General features: G+C 36.1%; 20 protein-coding genes and 1 pseudogene. 7 read left to right on the top strand and 14 right to left on the bottom strand.

The window, feature by feature from the left end; all coding sequences use genetic code 11:
* The 7 genes from RTR43_RS20190 to RTR43_RS20220 form a co-directional block, all read right to left on the bottom strand.
* The coding region (locus RTR43_RS20190; protein WP_312474526.1) for a BA3454 family stress response protein at positions 1-79 on the bottom strand (79 nt) is incomplete at its 3' end.
* Between the two features lie 100 nt (positions 80-179).
* Positions 180-575 (bottom strand): transcriptional regulator SpxA, encoded by a 396-nt coding sequence (spxA, locus tag RTR43_RS20195; RefSeq protein WP_312474454.1) that lies wholly within the window; start codon positions 573-575, stop codon positions 180-182.
* 442 nt (positions 576-1,017) lie between these two features.
* A complete protein-coding gene (locus RTR43_RS20200; RefSeq protein ID WP_312474456.1) occupies positions 1,018-1,602 on the bottom strand; it encodes a hypothetical protein in 585 nt (194 codons plus the stop codon).
* Positions 1,583-2,368: a hypothetical protein gene (locus tag RTR43_RS20205; RefSeq protein WP_312474458.1), complete on the bottom strand. Its 786-nt coding sequence runs from the start codon at positions 2,366-2,368 to the stop codon at positions 1,583-1,585. The genes RTR43_RS20200 and RTR43_RS20205 overlap by 20 nt, the downstream gene beginning before the upstream one ends.
* A gap of 58 nt (positions 2,369-2,426) precedes the next feature.
* Positions 2,427-2,657: a DUF7662 domain-containing protein gene (locus tag RTR43_RS20210; RefSeq protein WP_312474460.1), complete on the bottom strand. Its 231-nt coding sequence runs from the start codon at positions 2,655-2,657 to the stop codon at positions 2,427-2,429.
* A gap of 254 nt (positions 2,658-2,911) precedes the next feature.
* Positions 2,912-3,127 carry a hypothetical protein gene (locus tag RTR43_RS20215; RefSeq protein ID WP_312474462.1) on the bottom strand — a complete coding sequence of 72 codons (216 nt, stop codon included), beginning with the start codon at positions 3,125-3,127 and terminating at the stop codon, positions 2,912-2,914.
* Positions 3,128-3,450: 323 nt separating this feature from the next.
* Complete coding sequence (locus RTR43_RS20220; RefSeq protein ID WP_312474463.1) at positions 3,451-3,705, bottom strand: hypothetical protein; 255 nt, start codon at positions 3,703-3,705, stop codon at positions 3,451-3,453.
* A gap of 600 nt (positions 3,706-4,305) precedes the next feature.
* Between RTR43_RS20220 and RTR43_RS20225 the strand changes: the two genes are divergently transcribed.
* Positions 4,306-5,292: a S41 family peptidase gene (locus RTR43_RS20225; RefSeq protein WP_312474465.1), complete on the top strand. Its 987-nt coding sequence runs from the start codon at positions 4,306-4,308 to the stop codon at positions 5,290-5,292.
* A 302-nt stretch (positions 5,293-5,594) separates the two neighbouring features.
* On the opposite strand, the gene RTR43_RS20230 is transcribed toward RTR43_RS20225, so the two are convergent.
* The gene (locus tag RTR43_RS20230; RefSeq protein ID WP_312474467.1) at positions 5,595-6,491 is read right to left on the bottom strand and encodes an RCC1 domain-containing protein; all 897 of its coding nucleotides are present in this window, start codon (positions 6,489-6,491) and stop codon (positions 5,595-5,597) included.
* Positions 6,492-7,216: 725 nt separating this feature from the next.
* Positions 7,217-8,017, bottom strand: a complete 801-nt coding sequence (locus tag RTR43_RS20235) for a DeoR/GlpR family DNA-binding transcription regulator (protein ID WP_312474469.1) — start codon at positions 8,015-8,017, stop codon at positions 7,217-7,219.
* Positions 8,018-8,460: 443 nt separating this feature from the next.
* Between RTR43_RS20235 and RTR43_RS20240 the strand changes: the two genes are divergently transcribed.
* The 4 genes and pseudogenes from RTR43_RS20240 to RTR43_RS20255 all read left to right on the top strand — a co-directional run.
* Positions 8,461-9,687: a metallophosphoesterase family protein gene (locus RTR43_RS20240; protein WP_312474472.1), complete on the top strand. Its 1,227-nt coding sequence runs from the start codon at positions 8,461-8,463 to the stop codon at positions 9,685-9,687.
* 58 nt (positions 9,688-9,745) lie between these two features.
* Positions 9,746-9,925, top strand: coding sequence for a twin-arginine translocase TatA/TatE family subunit (locus tag RTR43_RS20245; protein WP_312474475.1), 180 nt, complete (start codon positions 9,746-9,748; stop codon positions 9,923-9,925).
* Positions 9,926-9,993: 68 nt separating this feature from the next.
* A complete protein-coding gene (tatC, locus tag RTR43_RS20250) occupies positions 9,994-10,746 on the top strand; it encodes a twin-arginine translocase subunit TatC (protein ID WP_312474477.1) in 753 nt (250 codons plus the stop codon).
* Positions 10,747-10,852: 106 nt separating this feature from the next.
* Positions 10,853-10,950, top strand: a pseudogene (locus RTR43_RS20255) (L,D-transpeptidase); the annotation flags it as partial.
* Between the two features lie 100 nt (positions 10,951-11,050).
* On the opposite strand, the gene RTR43_RS20260 reads toward RTR43_RS20255, so the two are convergent.
* The 4 genes from RTR43_RS20260 to RTR43_RS20275 form a co-directional block, all read right to left on the bottom strand.
* Positions 11,051-11,902 (bottom strand): DegV family protein, encoded by an 852-nt coding sequence (locus RTR43_RS20260; protein ID WP_312474479.1) that lies wholly within the window; start codon positions 11,900-11,902, stop codon positions 11,051-11,053.
* A gap of 216 nt (positions 11,903-12,118) precedes the next feature.
* Positions 12,119-12,772 carry a vWA domain-containing protein gene (locus RTR43_RS20265; protein ID WP_312474480.1) on the bottom strand — a complete coding sequence of 218 codons (654 nt, stop codon included), beginning with the start codon at positions 12,770-12,772 and terminating at the stop codon, positions 12,119-12,121.
* 77 nt (positions 12,773-12,849) lie between these two features.
* The gene (locus tag RTR43_RS20270) at positions 12,850-13,851 is read right to left on the bottom strand and encodes a macro domain-containing protein (RefSeq protein ID WP_312474481.1); all 1,002 of its coding nucleotides are present in this window, start codon (positions 13,849-13,851) and stop codon (positions 12,850-12,852) included.
* Positions 13,852-13,966: 115 nt separating this feature from the next.
* Complete coding sequence (locus tag RTR43_RS20275) at positions 13,967-14,533, bottom strand: Uma2 family endonuclease (RefSeq protein ID WP_312474482.1); 567 nt, start codon at positions 14,531-14,533, stop codon at positions 13,967-13,969.
* A gap of 161 nt (positions 14,534-14,694) precedes the next feature.
* On the opposite strand from RTR43_RS20275, the gene RTR43_RS20280 reads away from it, so the two are divergent.
* Both RTR43_RS20280 and RTR43_RS20285 read left to right on the top strand, forming a co-directional pair.
* A complete protein-coding gene (locus RTR43_RS20280) occupies positions 14,695-15,720 on the top strand; it encodes a phosphotransferase enzyme family protein (protein WP_312474484.1) in 1,026 nt (341 codons plus the stop codon).
* A gap of 327 nt (positions 15,721-16,047) precedes the next feature.
* Complete coding sequence (locus RTR43_RS20285; protein WP_312474486.1) at positions 16,048-16,707, top strand: hypothetical protein; 660 nt, start codon at positions 16,048-16,050, stop codon at positions 16,705-16,707.
* A gap of 431 nt (positions 16,708-17,138) precedes the next feature.
* Here RTR43_RS20285 and RTR43_RS20290 read toward each other — a convergent pair whose 3' ends face one another.
* Positions 17,139-18,341: a M20 family metallopeptidase gene (locus RTR43_RS20290; RefSeq protein ID WP_312474488.1), complete on the bottom strand. Its 1,203-nt coding sequence runs from the start codon at positions 18,339-18,341 to the stop codon at positions 17,139-17,141.
* Positions 18,342-18,348 lie beyond the last annotated feature (7 nt).

Raw genomic sequence — 18,348 nt, forward strand, 5'->3', positions numbered from 1 at the left:
AAGCCATATCTTTTTTTACGATAACATTGGTATGGTAATTTCGATCTTTATAATTAACTGTCACAAATACTTCAATCATCAGTTTCTCCTCCTTTTAAATAACCTATTTATTAAATATAATAAGGGTTAATTTTTGTTTTTATTGTCGTGACTAAGCATTTTGCCGTTATTTTTTCATTTTAATTGGCCGCTTTTTGCAATTCGGTGTACAAATAGTTTCGTATCCTACGAGGCAGAAAACTACGAATTTCGTCCTCGTTATATCCAACTTGTAATCTTTTTTCGTCATGGATAATTGGCCGTCGTACCATTTTGGGATGCTCCATTATTAATTTATACAATTCATTAAGCGGAAGAGATTCAATATTTACGTTTAATTCTTCGAATGCCTTCGAATTAGTGGAAATAATCTCACTAGTCCCCTCTTCTGTCAAGCGAAGAATCGATTTAATCTCATCGACTGTAAGGGGATGAGATACTATGTTTCTTTCAATATAGTCAATTTGATGCTCTTCCAGCCAAGCTTTTGCTTTTCGACATGAACCACAACTCGGTGTCGTATACACAGTCACCATGGTTTTACACACTCCTAAATGTATTTGGCAAGTATTTTTAAATGTAATAAAAAACCTTACAGTTTCCATACTGTAAATTTAATCGTTACAGTTCGTTTTGTCAATTGTAAAGTTTTGGTTTGATCATTCACTCTCTTACCAAATATATGATTTAAAAATATTTTATGAAATAATTATTGACTAATCGTAAGAAAAGAGAGCCGGCAAACCCGAAGTTTTTCGGATTTGTCGACAGTCTGAAACGGTATAGAGCAGGATGCTCCTTACTCCATTCTCTGCCCTTCGCTTGTAATAGTTAGCCACTTTCTCTCCAGGAACACATTCAAGGGAGTAACCGCACGTTATCGGGGCCATTACGACGAGTTTGGAGCTTTTAATTTCATAAGGTGCTTTAAGATTGAAATAAACGAATCTTCCCCATTAATTCGTATAAACTTTCCTATTATATCGGTAATTGATCTAATTCCTGAAATATCTTTGTCCGAATAGATTCAGGTGTTGTGATTTCTACGAGTGGGATCTGCCTTGCAACAGCTCTTTGTATTCCCCAGTAGCGTTTTTTGGCTTTGTCTAAAGGTTCGCTCGACCAAAGACCGTCTTCTTCATATATATTAAAGAAGTTATCGTATCTAAATGGTCCGAAGAAAATCCAGTGATCTGAAATTGACGGCAATTTTGTCCAATGAGAATAATCAAATGTGTACCTTATAAGTGAAATAACTGGATATTCATTTGTTAGTAAATCGACCTCTACTCCAAATAATGAACCAGATTTCAAGCCTAGATTATTTGAGAAATCCGGGTCTTTTTCTAATTGATACAGCTTAATGAAATTACTGGTCAACCATCCCGCTGGATCAGAATCTGATTTCCAACGCATGAATCTTGGTGTAAGGGTTAAAAATCCTTCTTCTTCCCCTATTCGATCCAACTCTACAAATAAGCTGTCTAGGTTTTTATATGTTTCTATTAAAACTTCTACAGCAGTAGAAATATTTTGCCCCAGATTACTCTTTATTAAAGACATAATATTCTTCCTCCATTATTAATTTAGTGGGCCAACTCATGTTTATAGTTATTTTGGGGCCATTTTGAAAAATATAAGGTCCATTAGATACTTCCTTTTCTAGAATGTCTTTTGAAATCCCCTTGTATCTCATGAGTCCCTTTTTCATGAGAAGTGATTGTAAATCATGGACAATCATTTTCTGCCCTATTTCAAGTTGTGACAAATCAATTTCATCTAGTGAATCAAGAATATCTTCCCAGCATAAAAAACCTAGTTTTACATCTGGAGCAATAATCGAACGATTCCGAAGCGTTTTCTCAACTTCCTGCATCATTTTATACGGGGCTAGAAAAATTAAGTAAGTTATTCTTCCATTAGAAATATCTTTCATCATTCTGGAATATCTAGCTAACTGATTACAGCTTTCCTGGTAATTTATGCTGTTATCAATAGTGTCATCTTCTGAAGAAATACCACTTAAATATTTGACTTCAATGCCAATAATTACATTGGATAAAGGAACTAATAAATCTATTTCCCCTTCAGAGTGCCGATACCAGAATTCTATTTCTTGCATATAACCCCTTTCAACTTGAATTATGCCATTCCATTCTTGGGTGACCTTGTCATTTTCAAATCTAACTGATGAAAGAACTGATTTCATGCCAATTTCAAATGGCAAGTAACGCAAAGTGCCAAAGAAGTCTCCAGTTAATTTATCCTCCAACCGATCAGTCAAGTTGCTGCCATTTGCCGCAATTTTATTATGTATTTCTGCTAACAATTGCTGCACCATCTTTCTGCTAAAGTGGGTACACTAATTTTAATAATTATTCTGAAGTTTATTTTTCAAATACAATGTATTCTCCTAAAACCACATGTTCAACTCTCCAATTAGCCTCCATCCAGGAACTTGCATGACTATGCCCACCATTTGACCAGAATTCTCTATATTTAGATGCTGATTGCGGCAATTTATCCGAAATAATTGTTTCAATTTGGTTAAATGTTAATTTAATATGATTTCCATCATGGTTACTTAAATAATTTAATAATGGTGAATACTTGCTCATGGTTTCAACTCCTAAAAGTATTTTACTAAAGTAAATATTCTCATTCTTGCAGCTAAACTCCTTCCAAAAAGAATCATTTTAGATAAGATTTCTGATTTACCTACTTTTCTAATCCGAATTATACTGACACTTAATTAATTTAGATAAAATCTCTTCATAGTTTGTAAGCTTCATAACAATAACTTCATAACTGATTTTAAATTTATGAATTCCTTTTGGGAAGTCAACATTTCCCATCAACTTCCCAAAAATGATTATTTAACTGGACTTAATTGTACTGATTCGTGAGTTTCGATGATGTCTCTATCGTCGCAGAAGAATGTATAGTCGCCCGTACCAATTCCTCCTGCACTTCCAAGTATTGTATTTACCTTTGCTGACCCACTGCCCCCATCATATACGAAGAAGTTTGAGCCGCGTCCTAATGCGTGTGCAACATATCTGCCTGCTGGGATATCCTTGCCTACCACATATTGTCCTGAGCCTAATTTTTTTGGTTCTCCTTCTGATTTTTGTAGCTGTCCTGTCGCTCACTGGTTTTTGTCCGCTCGATTGGTAGTCAAACCACTCGCTAAGTCGGTTCTTTGAAGCGACCTCCTCAAATTCAGTAAAAAGTAATTTCCCCACTTTTCTCACCTCTTTTAGGTTAAAATGCCTACTATCATTATAGACAAAAAGGTGTACTGAAAATAGTACACCTTTTAAAAATTTACATAATTGTCAGCAATTCACAAGAACTTCAATTGTTCCCTATTTATCATGCTTTCAATCTTTGTTTTGATCCTAGTAGGTATTACAACTTTTGCAATAAACCCAAGACGTCCCCCTCATGAACAAGATGTCTTTCCAATACCTCTAAAATAAAGTTTTTATTCCTTAACTTATTAAGTCCCTCTGTAAAACCAAGATGTCCATTTGAACCGCATTCCCTCTTTATATAATCATGGATGTTATTAAATGCATTTAGAAATCTTTCAGTGTTATTGTTGGCCATACTATTTCCGAGGATTTTGATAATTTCTACTTCACTCTTTGGGAAATCATTCAATAATCCCCTTTCTCTATCAGAATCATTTAGGCTCAACTACACTAAACAATTATATCTGGACAAAGGTTGAGGTATTTATTTTAAAGTATATAGTTCACCGTCAATTACCCAATTTGTCCCTGTAGTGTTAAACGTTTTCAGTTCCATTTGAAAGCAGAAATCGTCTGCTGGATTCCATTGAACTCCTTTTTGAAACCGACGAACGACTTTACGCTTTCCAAGAACGGCTGAGGGCAATGACAAACATAATCGAAAATAACCAGATAAGTGTTTGAACATCAAGCCATTGTTCCATAATCCCCATCCTTGTGAATCTTTCTTATTTTATTTACTTTTTGATTTGCACTCCTTCATTTGTAAAAAAGATAGACCGTTTGAAATAAAGTTTGATCAAATTACTCAACACGTTGTTCCACTATCGGGTTAAAATGGAATAAGTGAAAAGATAACTCAAGGAGGTTCTTTACTTTGTGCCCTTATGGCATAATTATTACAGCAGTTTTCTTGTTATTGCTCCGGGGAATGAGATATGCTGAGTATAAGCTCGAATGTATCAAATAGCATCTGAAAAAATAGAGCGATTCAAAGGGGATGATCCTTGTGCAAGCTAACAAAATGAGCGGCTGGGTTCATGATGAAATCATCCATTCATTAGTCAAAGCGTTAAACGAACATTACGTGTTTCCTGATATTGCTAAAGAAATGGGAAAGTACTTGGAACTAAAGTTAACAAGAAAAGATTACGAATCCATTAAAAGTCCGGAAACATTTTGTGAGCAAATCACCAACGATCTTCGGGAAATAAGTAAAGACAAACATTTGAGATTACGATACACAGAACAAGAGAAGTCTATTGATCGAAAGATTCGTGAGAAAGAACAAAGAGAGGATTATCTCCTACAAGCAAAGATCGACAATTATGGGTTTCATAAAGTTGAACGTCTTCCAGGAAATATCGGTTATATCGAACTTCGAGCTTTCTACGAACCAGAGTTTGCTGCCGAGGCTGCTGTGAATGCAATGAATCTGGTGGCCAATACGGACGCCCTTATCTTTGACTTGAGGAGTAACGGAGGCGGAAGTCCTTTAATGGTTGCCTTTATAATAAGTTATTTGTTTAATTCTGAACCTTTTCACCTGAACAGCTTTTATTCAAGGTCAAAGGATTTTTTAAGCCAGTCTTGGACGTTATCATACGTTCCCGGAAAACGGTATGGAGACAAGCCTGTCTATGTATTAACGAGCCACAAAACATTCTCCGGTGCTGAAGAGTTTGCTTATAATCTGAAAAACTTAAAGCGTGCAACCGTCATCGGAGAAGTTACGGCAGGAGGAGCCAATCCGGGTGCTGTTCATCAATTAACGAAACATTTTAGCATCTTTATCCCAGATGGGCGGGCAATTAATCCCATTACCCAAACAAATTGGGAGGGAAAAGGCGTGACCCCGGATGTTAAGACAACACAAAACGAGGCATTTGAAACAGCATATGAACGTGCTCTTTATTATGTAATTAATCACTACCAAGATAGAAAACAATATAGATTTCTAGTAAAAGAAGCCGAAAATCAATTAGGAAATAAATGAACGGCTGGTATCAAAAATGAACACCTATGATTTATTTCTGCTTTGCTTATTCATTTTTAGCTCTTCAACCATCGGGCGCTTTAATGGAATAATACAAGTATAAAATGGGGTAGCGTCAGGAAAATGCGGATTTACAACGTTAAGGAAATTACAATATTAAAAAGCCCAATTTCTCAATTTTAATAATGAGAAATTAGGCTTTTTTCGTTACTTCAGAAAAGCGCCCTTTAATGGAATAGCCTTTTTTCGAAGCAATGCTCATTAACTCGTTCAGTTATTCTCTGGTTTGTTGTTATTAAAAACTAATTGCCGGGCAGTTGGATGCTGCACCAGCCGCTTACATCGCATTGGCCATATTCATTATCACCCACAGCCACCACCGTGTCATCCGATTTAAGACCGACGGTATGAGTACAACCCGCCGCTATCGCCACAATATCGCGCCAATCACTTACATTACATTGGCCATACTCATTCCAGCCCATTGCCGACACTGTACCGTCAGATTTAAGGCCGATGGTATGATTACTACCCACTGCTATCGCCACAATATTGCGCCAGTCGCTTACATCGCATTGGTGATGTATATTCAAACCCACAGCCGACACTGTACCGTCAGATTTAAGACCGATGGTATGAAGATAGCCCGCTGCGACCGCCACAATATCGCTCCAGCTGCATACATTGCATTGGCGATACCGATTATTACCCACAGCCGTTACCGTTCCGTCCAATTTAAGACCGATGGTATGCCAGTCACCAGCCGCGACCGCCACAATATCATGCCAGCCGCTTACATCGCATTCACCTTCATTATTTCGGCCCACTGCAACCACCGTGCCATCCGATTTAAGCCCAATGGTACGACGCCAACCCGCCGCAACCGCTACAATATCGTGCCAGTCGTTTACATCGCATTGGTCATGCTTATTCCAACCCACAGCCACCACAGTACTATCAGATTTAAGACCGACTGTATGAGCATTACCCGTGTTCGTTGCCATATGAACATTACCCGCCGTGACCGCCACAATATCGCTCCAGCCGTTTACATCACATTGGCCATATTTATTATCACCCACAGCCGTCAACGTTCCGTCAGATTTAAGCCCAACGGTATGACGACGACCCGCCGCTATGGTATCTTTAGGCCACCGTTTCACCTTTAGCACCACTTCTTTCAGTGAAATGTAATCCACGTTTTACCTCCTTGAATATAAGCAATCCTGCAGTTACCTGACAAGTATATGTAACTTTACGATTACTCGTCGAATGTAAGCAACTGTATAGTTGTGTGATAAAGGAATCATATCTAACAGTCCTTCTAGTTTATTCCATTATCTGGCCCTTTATTTGAGTAACATGCTAGGGCATTGTCAGCATCTCCAAGAGCAAAAAAGAAAAATCCTGTTTAATTAATACAGGATTTTGATCAAACTTTATTAAATTATCGAACTTTATTTCAAATCAACAATTCGATGCCTTCTCACTGATAAGACATCGCTACATTCAATACTTTGAATGCATTGTTTACTGAGTTAAGATATCAAGTATTTAAAGTAGCTTCTCACTCAATTTTTCTTCTTAGAATACTTTAAATACTGCTGATTTTAATAGTATAGATATTTGCGGTTTGTTGATCGTATCCCGTCGGCAAAACGTCACCGTTGAATAATCCCTCAAAAACATTTAAATTAATTCCTGTTTATTAACAAATGCCTGAGTTACTTTATACTGGATTGACTTTCGTAGCGAAATGGATTGACATCAGGTTTGAAAATCTATTATCTTTCGAAAGATGATATGGATTTTTATGATGGCAATGCCAATCAGTAAAGCCTAGTTCCGTTTTTGAAACTGCACATAATAGGTTTTTTCTAACTATCTAAAGGAATAAGGAACTTCCTTAAGATGAACATGGTAATTAATTTTCATACATATCACCTACTTTTATCCATTTTAGGTTTCTAACCATAGCATCTTTAGACCAATCAGCGGGCATTTCTTGATCTGTAATAACAAAATCAATTGATGGGAATGACCCTATATGAAAAAGAGCCTTCTGATTAATTTTGGAAGAATCAGTTACAACATATACACTTCTTGATCTTTTCATCATAATTGTAGATGCAGTTGCTTTATCAATATTGAAATCACATATTCCTTCCTTGCTAATTCCCCCACATGAAATATATGCTTTATCAAAATAAAAGTGTTCTAATAACTGATTGGTTAATGGTCCACTGATTGAACGTTGCAGTGGATTAGTTGTTCCTCCAAGTACGATAACATTGCCATCAAATAGTTGATTTTCTAATCGATTATTTAAGATTTCAGCTGCTGCTAATGAGTTGGTCACAATCGTGATATTTTTTACATTTTCAATTGAACTCGCAATATGTAAGGTTGTTGATCCTACATCTAAAGCAACCGTTTCCCCATCCATAATGAAAGTTGCGGCAGTTTCCCCTATCATTTTTTTTTGATTATGAGAGATGCTGATTTTTTTATTAAAATGAGGTTCTTTCATCAAACCAAAATATTGAATAGCCCCACCATGAATTCTACGTAATTTCTTTTTCTCCTCAAGCACGCTTAAATCTTTTCGAATCGTTTCTGGTGTTACGTTTAATTTAATTGCTAAATCCACTACATTAATTTTATTTTTTATTTCAAGTTCTCTAATTATTACTCTATACCTTTCTGTAATTAAAGACTTATTCATACAATACTCTCAATTCCTCCATCATTTAAATTTGTTTTGTTTTAAACAATTATAAGAACTAAATATAAAAAAAAGCCTAAGAAAATATTAAGTTTTGTAAATTAATCAAAAATGAAGAATAAAATAAAATCAAAAAGCATCTTTTTCCTCTATCTATTCTACTATAAATAGTCTGAATTTTTTTATTAAAAAGACTATATTGTCGTTTTACTTGGCTTATTTGTTTTCTGTTCTATCTTTGTTTTTTTTACTTACATTTCTAGCATACTTAATAGTCTATCAATATTTTTATTCTACGATGTAATAGTAGATGACGGGAATTGGCGGCAGTTCTTAAATAATGATTGCTTGCACTTGAAGAACTGTATACAACTTCTCCCCCTATTTTTTCTCTTTTCGATTGCAAGGCTCTATTAATTTCAAAAAATTTGGAGGTAATGTTCATGGGTAATCAGGATCAAAACAAAGGGTTAGACAGAAGGAGTTTTATGAAAATAGGAGGAATGAGTACGCTTGCGTTAACACTTGCGTCTACTGGATTGCCGGGAGATTTATTTACTAACAATGTACATGCTGAAGAATTAGAAAATGCTAAGATTCAATTTAACTCAGATGGAAAGTTTAAAGTTGTACAATTTAACGACACTCAAGATGATGAACGAATTGATCGCAGGACACTTGAACTTATGGAGAAAGTTCTTGACACAGAGAAGCCGGATTTTGTTGTTCTTAACGGTGACAATATTACTGGAGGCTGTGATACTGAATTAGAGATGAAACAAGCCTTAAATAATGTAGCTCAGCCAATGGAAAAAAGAGGAATTAAATGGGCAGTTACATTTGGAAATCATGATGAAGATTCTTCACCCAATAGTGGAATGTATGAGAATGACATGCTGAAGTTCTATATGAATTACAAATATAATATGAATGAACCTGGAGAAAAGGGCCTTACTGGAACAGGAAACATGAACCTTGTAATAAGAAAATCAAAAGGCAATAAGGCGGCATTCAACCTCTGGCTTCTTGACAGTGGAAGATATGCACCAGCACAAATAGCCGGACAAGATTTTAAAGGATACCCTACTTGGGATTGGCTTCGTTTTAATCAAGTTAATTGGTATTATGAGAAATCCAAAAAACTTGAGAAGCAATATGGTTATAAAGTTCCTTCACTTGTGTTCATTCATATCCCTCTTTGGGAACATCGTTTTATGTGGTATGGAAGTGTTGATAGTAGAACACAAGCTAACCATGATCTTGCAGTGGCAAAACATAATATTGTAGGAGAAAGAAATGAAGATGAATGTCCAGGACCTGTTAACGGTGGTTTGTTTTCAGCCATGTTAGAGAGAGGGGACGTTAAGGGCGTTTTCTGCGGACATGATCATGTAAACACCTACTGTGGCAACTATTATGGAATTTTGCTTGGGTATGCTGGTAACACAGGTTTTGGAACGTACGGGCTTTCTGGTGCTGATAGAAACAGACTTCGTGGAGCGAGAATATTCAATTTAGATGAAAATATAGAAGGTGTTCTTGTAGAAACCCATATGGTTTTCGCTAAAGACTATGGAATTGATTTAACAGCGAACGATCAAAGTATGGATCCTTTACCATTAAATAATGGAGGAAAAGAAAAAGAAAAAGAAAAAGTGGTGAAAGGATAAATGTTGTTCATCTTATCCGTATCAATAGTTTAAAAATATTTTTAATGGAGGAAACATCATGTTACAAAATATAGGAGTACCTGGTCTAATTTTAATATTAATTATTGCTCTTATCATTTTTGGGCCATCTAAGTTACCTGAAATTGGGCGTGCATTTGGGAATACATTAAGAGAATTTAAAAGCTCAACAAAGGATATAATGTCAGAGGAAAAAGATGATAGTGGTCATTCTAAGTAAAAGTGTCGAAGATGTAAGTCCAAAGCTTACATCTTCCTCTTATTTCTAAAAGGAAGGGAGAGCCTTATATGAAAAATCAAGAGTTAACTCTTGTTTATCACCTTGGGGAATTAAGGAAGCGATTAATCATTACATTACTCGCTTTTATTGTTTTTTTATTTGGATCATTCATTTTTGTGAAGGAGATTTATGATTGGCTTATTCGTGATCTTAATCGTGAGTTAGCAGTATTAGGACCAACTGAAATCCTTAGTATATATTTTATGATTTCAGGAGTGAGTGCGTTCGCACTTACCATCCCGATTGTTGCGCATCAAACGTGGTTATTTGTAAAACCAGGACTAACTAAAAAAGAACGAAAAATAACATTAGCCTACATTCCGGGATTTTTTACTTTGTTTATAACAGGGCTTTCATTCGGTTATTTTGTCGTGTATCCAATTGTTCTTAACTTTTTATTATCCTTATCTAAAGGACAATTTGAAACCATGTTTACGGCTGAAAAGTATTTTAAATTCATCATAAACTTAACACTGCCGTTTGGATTATTATTTGAAATACCGCTCATTGCCATGTTTCTTACCTCAATTGGTGTCATTAATCCACTGCTTCTATCTAGAGCTAGAAAGATATCTTACTTTTTACTAACCCTTATAGCTATTTTCATAACTCCACCTGATATTATGTCAGATATATTAGTTATCGTACCACTATTCGTTTTATATGAATTTAGTGTTACATTGTCTAAAATCGTATACCGAAAAAAAATTAAAAAGCAACAATCAGATCATAATATTATTCCAATGAAAAAAACGTCATAAAAAAATGGACAGCACGTATTTCATTAATGTCAGCAGTATTTACAACTCATAGTTGCTAGAGTATGAGGGATATAGTTATAAATCAGTCTTGCCAAAGGGCAAGGCTGATTTGGGATTGTCAAAACATCATTACGGTATACACGGAACAAATAACCCAGCTTCAATCTGTAAGATTGTCTCACAAGCTGTATTAGAATGTCTAATTATCCATTTTTCTTTTTGACCTATGTATTCATCAAAGGAAATTCGCTTATGTTCAAAATAGGGTGTGACCAGACATCCACACTTTCACTTTTGACCGTTCCTAAACTTCTAAGCCTGCCAGTCCAAATCCGCCAGGTCCTGCGTGAGTAGATATCATAGCGCCGGCTTGAATCCATTTAACATTTTTAAAACCAGTTTCTTTTGCGATTTCATCCATCCTCTGCTTGATCCTTTCATCAAGTCCAATTGAGTAAAGAAGATAAAGTTGTTCTCTATCAATGTCGTATTGATTTAAATAATCTCGCATCAGTTTTTCTGTAACTCCATCCATTTTCCCACGATATTTTTTTGTTGAAACAAGATTTCCATCAATTAGTTCAATACGCGGCTTTATTTTTAACAAAGCCCCTCCGAGATAAGCTAGATTACTAACTCGTCCACCTGCTCTTAAAAATTCTAATTTTCCGGGAACGAAAGCCAGTCTTGATTTAGGAACCTTTGATTCAATCATCTCTACTAAGCGAACAGGGTCAATCGTAGGTTCATTCTTTAACAAGGTAACCGCATACATCACAATAGCAGTTAATCCACCTGTAACGTTTAAAGCGTCAATTAGAAAAATATCATCCAATTCTTCCGATGCGATTATCGCATTTTGGAAGGAAGAAGATGCCTTTGACGTATAACCAATATGTATAATGATACAATCAGGAAAATCATTTTTTATCTTCGTGAAAAATTCATGATATTCATGGGAATTTGTGGCCGTTGTAGAGGGTATTTTTTTTGTTCGCTCATAATAGTTATAAATATCCGTTATTGGTAACGAACCGTCTAAATAATCCTGCCCATCCATGATGACGTGCATTGGGACCACTTGAACATTATGTTTGTCAGCTAATTCTTTTGGTAAATCCGCGCCACTTTCTGTCGATAAAATCAGTCGTCTCATAACCATCCCCCACTTCCATATAAAAAGCCGTAACTGTTTATTCTGCATTTTACGTTCTACTCTACCTTACATGAAAAAGGACATTAAATATAGATTGAATAAACCGTAGTAACATATGGAGATAGGAAAAATGAAACAGACCGTACATGATTGGTCGCATGTACGGTTCAGCAATCGACGACGATTCTCTTAAAAGGACCGAAAAATTTTTGTATCTTATTGATTTCTCGACCGCCGGTTATAATCCCTTTCAATTTCTTCCTTCCAGCTTCGATCAATCTTTTTGCCACTGCGAAGATTGATCACGACTTCGTTTACCGCTTCATAATTTATTTGCGTTCCCGTATTATCAGCATGGTACTCCACTGCGAAGTCCTCATTGATTCCAAAGCGTGCAGCGGTTGTGATGGCATCGATATTGGCTCCAAGGAACAGGAATTCCCAGCCATATTTCTCTTTTTGATACTGAACCATTTTTTTGATTTTGCTTACAGTGAATTCACGGCTGGCATTTTCCTCCCCATCCGTTGTAATAACAAATAGAACCTTTTCCGCACGTTCATCCTCACTTGTCCTCTTTTGAACATTCACTATTTTTTGAATGGTAAAACCAATGGCATCTAGTAACGCAGTAGTACCCCCTACTTCATAATCAGCTTCCGTAATGGGGAATATTGCCTTTATATTAATTCGGTCGTGTAATAATTCGTAAAGGTCATTAAAAAATACGGTAGTAACAATGGCTTCCCCTTCAGCTTTCTGCTGTTTCATCAGCATCGCATTATAACCGCCAATTGTATCTACTTCAAGGCCTGCCATTGAGCCGCTTTTATCTAAAATAAACACTATTTCTGTTAAATTCTTTTTCATGATCGTCATCCTCCGTTCTTTGATAAACCAAGGATAACAATCATTCGATATGAAATGGTCGCTTCGAAAGCGACATTTTAAGCACCAAGTAATGGCTGGTCAAAAGCAAATAAAGCTTCATTGATTTCATGAATATTGTAATTGGTTTGTTGAATAAAGAACTCAATAATGACATCAAATTTACTGCTGCGTGACAAGGTATAACCAGCGGAAGCTAGCAGAGCAATCGTTTCCTCTAAATTTAATTTTAAGGCAATCGCAAAAGCAATCGCGGTTTTTTTATGTGGGTTATATTCGACCTCATTTCGGATTTTTGAGAATAATCGCCGATCAATATTCGCCCTTTTATACGTCTCAACATCTGTCATTTCTTTTTCATCAATTAAACGAAGTAGCCGCTCGGAAAAAGATTCATCAAGTTGGTCCAACAGGTTTATTAAGGAACACTCTGCCTCTTTATATAGGTCCTCTTGAAGAATTTCAACTTCATGTAGTTGTTCCATTATATATCGATCTTTTCTATTTCGTTTAAAAGTGCTTTCGGTTTCCTCTACATAATGCTCATCAATATATTGATGAATAGATGTAAATAACTTCTTGCTTAAACCGAAAGATTTCTTGTCAAAAACAACAAGATAAACGAGCATGTCATGATTGAATAAAAATGAACTGATGGTGGAAACTGCAATTTGTAAGGCTTCCTCCTTCGGATAACCATATATGCCAGTCGAAATTAACGGAAATGCAATGGATTCACATTGATGATTTTTTGCAAGTACCAAAGAGTTATTATAAGATGCCTTTAACAAAGCTGCTTCTTGATTTGAACCGCCATGCCAAATAGGACCTGGTGTATGAATAATATATTTTGCATCCAATTTAAACCCATCCGTAATAACGGCTTCCCCAACATTACAATGACCTATTTGATCGCATGCTTTTTGCAACTCACTGGCACCTGCCGCATGAAATATAGCTCCACATACACCGCCGCCCATTTTCAGTGCTGTATTCGCAGCATTCACAATCGCATATACATTCATCTTTGTAATATCATGACGAACAATTTCTAATGGCATCAGTTCTTCCCTCCCCAAACAATTGCGATGTCAAATCAAGGGTGGATTATTTCTTTGTTTAAAGTACATTTATAGTTTTCGTTGCAAAAAGGCTTATCTAAAAAAGTTTTCAAAACTAGTCATAAAAAATCTCTTTTAAATCAACGGAGAATCCCTGTAGGAAACTCGATGTAATGTTACCGCCTTCTGTTTTCATATCATGCTGTTCGTACATTCTTTCTTTATTAAGGGTATAAACCGTTACGGAATGGAGCATTGGGTTAACGATCCAATACTCTTGAACGCCAGCATTCATATAAATATTTAATTTTGTAATTAAATCATGAGATTGATTAGAGGGGCTTAGAATTTCTACAATGAGAGACGGCACACCAATATAACGTGATTCTATAAAACCACTTTTATCACAGATGACACTGAGATCTGGTATGACAATTTTTGTTCCTTCTATGTTTTCATTTTTTAATTCAATATCAAAAGGTGCATGAAATACTTCACAGGGCCTTCCATCTAGAATTTTATCAAATTTAATAAGAAGTTTTCTTGATATTCGTTGATGTTGTGTTGATGGTGAAGGTGACATATAGACTATTCCATCAATATACTCCAAAAATCCCTCAGACTTCTCTCGAATTTCAAAATAGTCATTTAAAGATATTTGCTTATTTTGGTATAGACTCATCCCTGCCCTCTCCTCTCCAATTCGTTGTTTTTATTTTACCATTATTTTCTTATGAAAAAAAATAGCCAAGGTTCTGTCGAAATAACAATATGTCAGTGTTGACGATACGTCTACTTTTTTATAGAATTTTCTTACAATAGTTAAGAGATGGGGGCTGTACCATGGAAGAATCGGTGTCAAGATTATTAACGGAAGAGCTTATTCAAAAGGCTTTATCCTTATTTGCAGCAACAGAGAAGGAACCAAAAAAGCTTGGAGATTTCGAAAATTACGCATTTGAAGTCTATCGGAATGGCATCCCTTTTGTCTTACGCTTAACTCACAGCTCCCATAGAGCAAAGGATCAAATAGAATCGGAGTTGGATTGGTTAAATTTTTTATCTGATCAAAAGGTAAATGTATGCCGTGCACTACCTTCTATTAGTGGAAATTATGTGGAAGTATTAGTTTCAGAAGACACATTCTTTTACGCCTGCCTATTTAAAAAGGCAAATGGAAAAAATGTTCGAATGGACGATTTCAATGATGCTTTGTATTACGAATGGGGAAAGTTAGTTGGGAAAATGAATTTTGCCACCAAAAACTATCAAAAACCGGATCATATCACGAAACGACCTGAATGGGACGAAGAAGAGTTAATTTTAATTGAAAAATATTCCCCTGCTGATGATAAAGCTGTGATCGAAAAAGGAAAAGCCTTACTTCAACAAATACAACAGCTTGAAAAAAATCCTGATTCCTATGGATTAATCCATTCTGATGTTCATTCAGGGAATTTCTTTGTAGAAGATGGCACAATAGAAGTTTTTGATTTCGATGATTGCTCCTTTCATTGGTTTGCTAGCGATATTGCGATCCCGATTTATTATGCTGTTTGGTTTAATATGGCTCTTGAAAGTAAGGAAGAACGATCTGAATTTGCCCAAAACTTTGCTAGACAATTTTTAAAAGGATATTACGAGGAGAATTACATTGACCCCTATTGGATTAGACAGATACCATTATTCTTCAAACTTCGTGATCTAACTTTATATTCTGTCTTCCATAAAAAAGAAGATTTATCAAAGGCTAGTGAGAGATTACTAAAATTAGTAAGTGATATTAAAAATCGACTCCTTTTGGATGAAGCGATTGCTGATATAGATTTTGAATTGATTATGAAAGAAATTGAAAAGGTAGATAAATAAAAATGGATTCTTTTCCACTGGATTTAAGTTTGGTTTTAATAAAAAAGTTCAATCATTTTCTATCTGTGTAACTCAATAATCTGGCCCTAAAATGAAAAATGAGCGCTTATCCTTATTCCAGGATTGCGCCCTTTAATTGAAAATCGTCAACAAAAATAGCAGCAAATAACGCCCATCTATAAAGTCCATAATCGTATCCTTTTTTATACGAAATGTTTACTCTATAATATTAAATGTAATACCTTCTCAAACAAATGGACAAGTCAGGGGCTGTATTTATTGAGAACGTTAAAATCAATCTTATTGGGCTTATTTGGTTTAATTGCCGTGTTTATTTTATCGGTAGCTATTTTTGCATTCATTTCATTTATTCAAGAAAAATTACTTGTTCCCAATAATTCCCTCATATGGGTTATTAAATCTACTGCATCAAGATTTGTTTTTATATATGAGTTTTACCTAATGTTTGGTCTTTTCCTTCTTTTATATAAGGATTTAAGAAAATGGTTTTCCGGATTTTATAAAAAACATCGTAGAACGGTATTCCCCATTTTCGGTATTGTTAACATTATGTTGTTTTATGCTATTGTCACAAATGTGGCGGTTGTAACTAATAATAAAATTATCAACCATTCCTTCCTCATACCTCAAGGAAAGCAATACAGCTACAACAATATCACAAAGATCACCGCGGGTATTTATGGGAAAAAGCAATTCTTAGGTTCCTCAAAAGGTGATTTTTATTACATAATAGAATTAAATGACGGTACAAAAATTGATTTAGGAGATGGCGGCTCCAGCTATGCAATTTTCAATGAAAATACTAATGAAGCAGACCCCCGATTTATTCTTGCAAAACTTGATCGTCAATGGGTTGATATGGGAATTCCAAAAAAAGCCAGCATGTCCAATTTTAAATATACCTCTTATTCTTTAGCCAAAATTTATTCAGATAAAATTCGCAGTATTTTAGAGAATACCAAATAAATATGCATCATCTACTAATAGAACCTTTAATAAGAAAAACCTGGCGGTTTTGCCCGGTTTTTCTTATTTTCGTTTAACAAAACAGTTTCATAACTTAACAGTTGTGTAACCATTTCTTCTTCAATTAAATGGCCCTTTAACGGAATAATTTTATTTTCATGAAACATCTAATTCTTTATTTTTGGTTTTGTTTCCAGAGTGGCCCCTCATTCTTCGAATCGTTTCCGTACCCCAAAAAGGAATTTTCTTATATCCAGGTACAATATTCTGCAGAAAATATTTCTGATAAGAATATCGAATAGTACGATTTAATGAATGTTGTAACCGATAAAGGAGAACAAATTGACGGTCAGGTACTACTTAAATGATGATGTGTGCCAAAGCATTAGCACGTTGAGGGTCTGACCCGGATCCCTTCGAAAATCAAACCGTTACTCATTCAAAAACAGCATCGCAGTCTGGGTATAAATCCTTGATGCTTCGACTAATTCTGCTAGATCAATATATTCATTGATTTGATGAGGTATATGACGGTCACCTGCTCCTGTCGTGACAATAGGAATCCCAGCCAGGTGAAGGAATGTGCCGTCTGTGGCACCAGGTACGCCATTATAAATTGGTTCCTTTCCAGCAACTGAACGGAATGATTCCACACTAGCCCTGACAATTGGTTCGTCCAAACTCGTTTCTGTCCACGGCCGGCTTTCAATCACTTCTAGGGTGGCCTTAAAATCTGGATCCTTAGAACCTAGCCGCGCTAAAATATTCTCCATATCTATCCGAAGCTGGTCGTGATCCTGTCCAGGAACTGTACGAATATCAAGGGTACTATAACATTGGTCAGGTATGACATTGATTTGCGGCTCTCCTTTTTCGGGTCCTAAAATAATCGTCGGCGTAATGCTAGGCAAACCTAAATATTGGTGTTGGCCGACTCGCTGCTTTTCTTTATCTTCGAGTGCCATCAGTTCACAAATAATCTGTGCCATTCTCGTATTTGGATTAATTCCGGCAAGCGGCATGGCACCATGAGCCATTTTTCCGTAGGTACGAATTACCGCTCTCATTGCCCCTTTTTGCGTGATACAAATTTGATTTTCCTCCGGTTCGCAAATGATGGCCCCGTCCACACCTTGTGCCCAGCCACGTTTTATGAAATGCTTTATGCCGATCATCATGCCTTCCTCATCGCAGGGGACACACAAAATAATTTTTCCATTCCATTTCACATTACTTCTTTTAATCGCATGGACCGCCGCAATCGCAGCTGATAGATTTCCTTTCGTATCGTTCGTTCCTCTGCCAAACATTCTTCCGCCCTCAATGACTGCCCCAAAAGGATCATAGCTCCAGGCATCCCAGTCCCCCTCTGTCACAACATCGGTATGCCCCTCAAAAAGAATCGTTTTCCCAGGTCTGCCCGAATCAAGAATACCAATCACATTCGGCCGCCCCTTTACGACTTCTTCGATGTATACCTCAAGCCCTAGGCCCTTTAGGTATTCATATACATACTGTGCCGCTCTGCTTTCATTTGCCTTAGGGTCTAGTGGGCGATACACACTAGGAATACGAACGAGTGCTTGAGTTAAATTTACAACTTCCTGATCATCCACATAATTATATACAGCCAACTATAAC

Source organism: Neobacillus sp. (genome assembly GCF_031988165.1).
Lineage (GTDB): Bacteria > Bacillota > Bacilli > Bacillales > Cytobacillaceae > Neobacillus > Neobacillus rhizosphaerae.